Annotated in this window: 6 protein-coding genes; 1 reads left to right on the plus strand and 5 read right to left on the minus strand. The window is 66.9% G+C overall.

Going from position 1 to position 6,086, the window contains the following annotated elements:
- Nucleotides 1-3: 3 nt before the first annotated feature.
- Genes A5713_RS24940 through A5713_RS24950 form a run of 3 tightly spaced genes read right to left on the minus strand, consistent with a single transcriptional unit; the run spans nucleotide 4 to nucleotide 3,660 of the window.
- The gene (locus tag A5713_RS24940) at nucleotides 4-1,284 is read right to left on the minus strand and encodes a MaoC family dehydratase N-terminal domain-containing protein (protein WP_068098936.1); all 1,281 of its coding nucleotides are present in this window, start codon (nucleotides 1,282-1,284) and stop codon (nucleotides 4-6) included.
- Between the two features lie 7 nt (nucleotides 1,285-1,291).
- Nucleotides 1,292-2,143 (minus strand): mycofactocin-coupled SDR family oxidoreductase, encoded by an 852-nt coding sequence (locus tag A5713_RS24945; RefSeq protein WP_068098938.1) that lies wholly within the window; start codon nucleotides 2,141-2,143, stop codon nucleotides 1,292-1,294.
- A 17-nt stretch (nucleotides 2,144-2,160) separates the two neighbouring features.
- Nucleotides 2,161-3,660 (minus strand): class I adenylate-forming enzyme family protein, encoded by a 1,500-nt coding sequence (locus tag A5713_RS24950; RefSeq protein WP_068098940.1) that lies wholly within the window; start codon nucleotides 3,658-3,660, stop codon nucleotides 2,161-2,163.
- Nucleotides 3,661-3,748: 88 nt separating this feature from the next.
- On the opposite strand from A5713_RS24950, the gene A5713_RS24955 reads away from it, so the two are divergent.
- Nucleotides 3,749-4,723, plus strand: a complete 975-nt coding sequence (locus A5713_RS24955) for an acyl-CoA dehydrogenase family protein (protein ID WP_068098954.1) — start codon at nucleotides 3,749-3,751, stop codon at nucleotides 4,721-4,723.
- Here the strand turns inward: A5713_RS24955 and A5713_RS24960 are convergent, their stop codons facing one another.
- Both A5713_RS24960 and A5713_RS24965 read right to left on the minus strand, forming a co-directional pair.
- Nucleotides 4,724-5,896 (minus strand): acyl-CoA dehydrogenase family protein, encoded by a 1,173-nt coding sequence (locus A5713_RS24960; RefSeq protein ID WP_068098942.1) that lies wholly within the window; start codon nucleotides 5,894-5,896, stop codon nucleotides 4,724-4,726. It lies immediately after the preceding gene.
- On the minus strand, nucleotides 5,893-6,086 hold a 194-nt coding region (locus tag A5713_RS24965; protein ID WP_156752021.1), incomplete at its 5' end, for an acyl-CoA dehydrogenase family protein. The genes A5713_RS24965 and A5713_RS24960, both read right to left, overlap by 4 nt.

Below are 6,086 nucleotides of genomic sequence, written 5' to 3' on the forward strand. Positions count from 1 at the left end.
GGCTCACTCTCCGTGGAGTCGGCGCATTTCTTGCCCGACTCTTCCCGCCATCCGCGACACGACTTGTGCCCCGCGTCTTCGCAGCTCGTCGTCGGGCACCGGCAGGACCACAGCTCCCGACTCTTTTGATGGGAGCAACACCTTCGCGCCGCCCTTCGTCGTGGTCTCGTCGCGCTGGTTGGTGGCAGCTACGTCGATCGACACGGACTCACCGGGGCCTTCGCCCTTGGCGGTGACGCTGCCCGTGCATCGGTGGATGTCGCCGTGATAGTTGAATCCGCGCAACTGAAGGTCCATTTCGGCCAGCCAGCCGTCGTCACCGATCCAGTTCGTCAGCAGATGACTGACCCACGCGGCCCGCATCTGACCGTAGTCGTATGGGGCGGGGATGCCCAGCGCCTTCGCGCGTTCGGGGTCCCAATGCAGCCGCTGGACGACATCGGGCACCCCGTACTCGTCGGGGGTGTAGAACGCCGGCATGCGCTTGCGCAGTTGATGGGCGAACTTCAAGGGGCCGACACCGTAACCGCCCCAGCCCCATCCCATGTGCATGCTGATGATGTCGACGACGGTCAGCGGCCCCTTCATCACCGGCGGCAGCGCATCACCGACGTTGACGTCCTCCCACCACTGCGGCTCCGCACCCCGCCGGGCCTCGGCTTCGTAGGCCGCTTCGACCTGAGCGAATTCCTCCGCGCTCCAGCGCTGCCGCTCGATGTGGGAGTACTTGCCTGACTTCTTCGAACCCTGCCGCTCGGCATTGATGTACGACTCATCGCGGGTGGCGATCGGATTGCCGTCGGCGTCGACGTAGAGGTAGCGGAACGTCTCCTTGACCGACCGCCCGCCGGAGAACTCGCTCTCCTTGACCTCGACGTCGAGGGTGAACGTCTCCATCAGCACAGGCCGCCCGGGGTAGATGGGCCGATACCAGGTCCATTTCACGCCGGCGTAGTACTTTCCGGTGCCGCGGAACAGGCCGCGGAACAGCTTCTTGCGTTCGGGGTCGGCGAACTTCGGGGTCTGGTCCAGGCCCGTGCTGATGGCAAAGGTGGGCGAGGCGATCTGACCGTGCCAGCGGGTGTTGGCCCCGTACGAGGGGTCGTAGAACAGCGGATTGTCGTCGCCGCACCCGAACGCGAAGTGGCTGATCGCATCCGCGTTCGGCAGCTTGTTCCACGCCTCGTCTCGCTGGTTGACGGCGATGCCTATCTGGGCCTTGGCGCGCTCGATGTCCTCGTCGGTGATGCGGCCTTCGACGGCGGCCGTTTCTGTCGTTGTCATGGCGCTCCTAGACCTTCAGCATGGCGCCGGCATCCACCTTGAACTGCAGGCCGGTGACGTAGCGGGATTCGTCGGACGCCAGGAAACAGACGATGTGCGACACATCACCCGGTTCGATGTACGGAATGGGCATTGCCTGCAGCGCCGGAAACGCCAGCAGCGCGTCATCGCGCGTGGGCTGATCGAGATCCGGTCGGAACTGCCGGTACATCGGATCGCTGTTGAGCATCGCCGTGTTCACGTTGGTGGGATGAATCGCGTTGGCGCGGATCGACTGTGGGGCAAGCTGCGTGGCCAGCTGCAGAGTGTAGGAGTCCACCAGCTGTTTGGCGTAGCTGTAGCCCGCACCGCCCGGGCCCATGGGCCCCGCCATCCCGGCGGGCACCTTGGCAGCGAGAAGGCCGGCGATCGATCCGGTGGTGATGATCGAGGCACCGGTGCGCAAGTGGGGCAGTGCCGCGTGCACCGTGTTGACGACTCCGATGAAGTCGACGTCGAATGCGTCGACGAACGCCTGGATGCCGAGTTGAGCGCCGAGCGGGCAGATACCGGCGTTGGCGACGACAACGTCGAGCCTGCCGAACTCGGCTACCGCGCTGGACAACTCGCGCACGACGGCTGCCCGATCGCGGACATCAACCTCGGCCGTGTAAGCCCGTTGGCCCGTTTTCTCGACCTCGAGTCCGGCCTCTTCGAGGTCACGCGGTGTGGCCAGCGGATACTCGTTGGTATCGATGTCATGGCAGATGTCGAACAGGATGACGTCGGCCCCTTCTTCGGCCAGTTTGACGGCGTGGCTGCGGCCCTGACCGCGCGCCGCGCCCGTCACCAGAACGACTTTGTCCTGTACGCGTCCCATTTTGAGTACCTGCCTTCCTAGTTCGCTTGGTGGAGCTCCTCGAGCAGCGCCACCAGGCGCCGCCGGTCGACTTTGAACGCCGCGCCACGGGGCAGTTCGTCCACGACGAACACCCGCGTCGGCACCTCGTAAGGGGTCAGTGTGGTCCGGCAGTGCTCACGGAGCGCCTCGCCGCTGGCGTCCATATCGGCTCGCAACTCGACTGCCGCGACCGGGATCTGGCCGAGCCGCTCGTCTTCCAGACCGGCGACCGCGGCGTCGGCGACCGCGTCATGTGTGCGCAGGGCCCGCACGACCGTCTCCGGCGCGACCTTGAACCCGCCCCGGACGATGACATCATCGGCACGGCCGTCGATGTAGAGGTACCCGTCTGCATCGATGTGTGCAAGATCGCTTGTAGTGAGCCAGCTTTCGCCGGACACGGCTACCTGGGCCGACGCGACCTGCAACCGCCCGGTGCGTCCCGGGGACAGGACGTTCCCGTCGTCGTCGATCACCTGGAGTCGCACACCGGGAAACGCGCGCCCGACGCTGCCCCTCTTGGTGACCCACGACGCTCGGAAATCCTTGAGCGTCCACCCGGCGACGGCGCCGGCGAACTCGGTTGCGCCGTACGTAATCAGGATGGGGACGCCGTACCGGGCCAGGAAGGCGTCGACGAGCTCGGCGTCCACCGGAGCGGTTCCCGCGATCAATGCCCGCAAGCTGGCCAGGTCCTCGCGGGGGATGTCGGAGTTGAGCACGGAGCGGATCGCAGGCGGCGGCAGCCCGGCGAGCGCAGGCTTGTGTTCGGCGATCACGGTGTGCCATCCGGACAGCGTGAACCGCGTGAGCATCACGATGGGCCGCGCGGCCACCAGGGCCTGAAGCAGCGACCACAAGCCGCCGATGTGCACGATGGGAAGGGTCACCATCCCGACCGCGCCCGTCAGCGGCGGCTTGTTCCGGGTCTCGGGGCGGTTGTTGTGCTTGAGTGCCGCCGACAGGGCGGCTTCCAACTGCCTGCGCCGCAGAGGAATGCGCTTCGCCGGTCCCGTCGTGCCGGACGTCAGCATCTCGATGGCGACATCCGGATCGCCGGCAGCTGCGGCGCGCGAAGCCGTCGCGCGCAAGGTGACGTCATCGCCGTCGACGGTGAACACCGCCGCGCCCGTCGCCGCCGCGGCACCGGAGATTGCCGGGTTGCCCAGCAGCTCCGGCGGCGCGATGAGATAGTCGGCACCGACGGCCGCGAGATCGGCGGCCAGGCGGTCGGCCGGTTGCAGCGGGTTAAGCGTCACCAAGGTGCGATCGGAACGAAACAGCGCGATCACGGCGGCGACTGATTCCATCCGGTTTTCGAGCACGACGGCAACGCGGGCGCCTGCGCCGCCGCCGGCGGCGGTCAGCTGGCCATCGATGTTCTCGGTCAGCCGCCGCACCTGCCCCCAGGTGAACCACTGCCCCTCCTGCTGGAGCATCCGCGCATCGTCGGCGGCGGTCCACAGCCGCGCCAGCGCCTCGTGGATGCTCGTCATTCCCACCTTCCAGCCTTCTCAACGCGCGCACCGTTTCGACCAACGTAGTCGACATGGTTTACTAGGTCAATCTACTGAAGGGTTGGTCATGGACTTCTGCCTGACAGAGGAGCAAGAGCAATTGGCTGATGCCGAAAGGGCATGGCTCGAGCGCCGCGATCCCATCGCGAGAGTGCGAGAGTCTCTGGACGAGACGGTGATTCGTCTCGACCGACAAGCCACGGCCCACGCCGCCGAATCGGGTCTGCTCGAGCTGTTGACGGCCGGTGTCGGGGGCACTCATATGGACCTCGCGGTGTGCAGCGAGGCGCACGGCTACGCGGCCAGTTCGCTTCCCATCGCGGATCTCGCGATCGGTCGATGGGTGCTCGAGCGGGCCGAGATCGATGCGCCGGAGGGCTCGGTTGTCGGCGTGGCTCGCGTGATCGGGCAAACCACCCATCCCGTTCCGATGGCCGCCGACATGGACGGCTTGGTTGCCGTCCGCGAGGCCGACGACGGTGATTTCGTTGCGCTGGTGGCTAATCCGTCTTTGGTGTCGATGACGACATTGGATCTGACGCGGTCGTGGGCCAGGCTCGATCTGGGCGAGTCCGCACTCAAGTGGGCGCCCGCCCCGGCCGGCTGCGTGGACCGGGTCCGTGCAGCGCTGGCTCTGCACCGAGCGGCGGACGCGCTGGGCGGCGCGGCGCGACTGCTCGGGATGACCGTCGCGTACGCCGGTCAGCGCGAACAGTTCGGGGCGCCGATCGGGTCCTTCCAGGCGGTCAAACACCACTGCTCTGACATGGCCGTCGGCGTCGAGGCCGGACGCTCGGCACTGTGGGCCGCGGCGTTCGCCTTGGACAGCGCGACCGAGGACGTCTGGAAGACCGCAGTTTCGGCGGCGGCTGCGTACGTGAAGTCGGCGGCCAGCCAGGTTGCGAGCACCGCTTTGCAGGTTCACGGCGGCATCGGCTTCACCTGGGAGCATGATCTGCACCTGTTTCTGCGCCGCATCAAGGTCGATGAGGCGTTCGACGGAAGTGTGGCCGAGCATCGGGCTGCGCTGGTCCCCGCGTGACTAGCGGCGCGGCAGGCCCAGCCCCCGTTCCGCGATCAGGGTGCGCATGATCTCCGAACTTCCCCCGGCGATGGTGAACGCGCGGGCATAGAGCCACTCGTCTTGCCAGCGGCCGCCATCAAGCGCCGCGGCGTCACCGTGCACCAGCACGCCGGCTTCACCGCCGAGCTCGACTGCGAACCGCGCGATTTCGAGGTTGATTTCGCTGAACATCAGCTTGCCCATCGCGGCGTCGTGCGAGCGTTCCTTGCCGAGCAACCAACGGGTGAGATTGGCGTCCGTCAGCGCTGAGAGCGCTTCGACTTCGGCCCTCAACTGGCCGATCCGATCGCGCACCCGATCGCTCTCGAAGGCCGGGCGGCCGCCGATCTCGACGCGCCGCGCGAGGTCGATCAGGTCGTCGAGGGCGCGCTTCAACTTCACCACCACCGCGCCGACGTTGGCCCGTTCGTGGGCCAGGCTGGCGCTGGCGATCTGCCAGCCCTGGCCCTGCTCACCGATCATGGCTTTGGCGGGTATTTCGACGGAGTCGAAGAACACCTCGTTGAAGTCCGAGGTTCCGGTCAGCTCACGCAGTGGCCGCACCGTGACGCCGGGCGCGGACATGTCGAGGATGAAGGCGCTGATGCCCTTGTGTTTGGGCACCTCGGGATCGGTTCGGGCAAGCAGGTATCCGAACCTGGCCCAATGCCCGTCGGTGGTCCACACCTTCTGGCCGTCGACAACATAGGTGTCGCCCTTGCGCACGGCGCGTGTGCGCAGCGAGGCCAGGTCGCTTCCCGCGCCCGGTTCACTGAACAGCTGACACCAAAACTCTTCAGCGGTGCGGATTTTCGGAAGATGGCGGCGACGCTGCTCGTCGCTGCCGAAGTCGATCAGCGCGCGCGACGCCAACACGCTTCCGCTCTGCGCGCCCGGCGCCTGCGCGCGAGCCAGTTCCTCGGCCACGACGATCGCGTGCTCGGGTGAACGGTCGTCACGCCCTCCGAACTCAACTGGCCAATCCATACCGAGGTAGCCCGCTTCGTACAATTGCGCGGTCCATTGCCGTAGGGCCTTGAACTCGGTCTCATCTTCGGCGCTGCGTACGCCCGCGCGATACGGAATCGACGGGGCGTGTTCGGCGATGAAAGTTCGTACTTCGCTGCGGAAGTCGCCCAACTCCGGGTTCATGATCCGATCTCCTGTCGGCTCAGCAGGGCTCGGGCGGCGCGGTCGCGCAAACCGTCGGCGCGGCCGACCAGCACCGCGTTGGCCCGGGCGCGACGCAACAGCAGGTGGGCGGGATGCTCCCAGGTGAAGCCGATCCCGCCGTGGACCTGCACCGCGCCCTCGGTGATCTCCACCGCGGCGTCGAATGCGG

Source organism: Mycobacterium sp. E2497, assembly GCF_001668695.1.
Classification (GTDB): Bacteria; Actinomycetota; Actinomycetes; order Mycobacteriales; family Mycobacteriaceae; genus Mycobacterium.

What these genes read in the sequence shown, in the direction of transcription:
- A5713_RS24940 (WP_068098936.1), bottom strand. Translation starts at nt 1,284, where the DNA reads ATGACAACGACAGAAACGGCCGCCGTCGAAGGCCGCATCACCGACGAG.
- A5713_RS24945 (WP_068098938.1), bottom strand. Translation starts at nt 2,143, where the DNA reads ATGGGACGCGTACAGGACAAAGTCGTTCTGGTGACGGGCGCGGCGCGC.
- A5713_RS24950 (WP_068098940.1), bottom strand. Translation starts at nt 3,660, where the DNA reads ATGACGAGCATCCACGAGGCGCTGGCGCGGCTGTGGACCGCCGCCGAC.
- A5713_RS24955 (WP_068098954.1), top strand. Translation starts at nt 3,749, where the DNA reads ATGGACTTCTGCCTGACAGAGGAGCAAGAGCAATTGGCTGATGCCGAA.
- A5713_RS24960 (WP_068098942.1), bottom strand. Translation starts at nt 5,896, where the DNA reads ATGAACCCGGAGTTGGGCGACTTCCGCAGCGAAGTACGAACTTTCATC.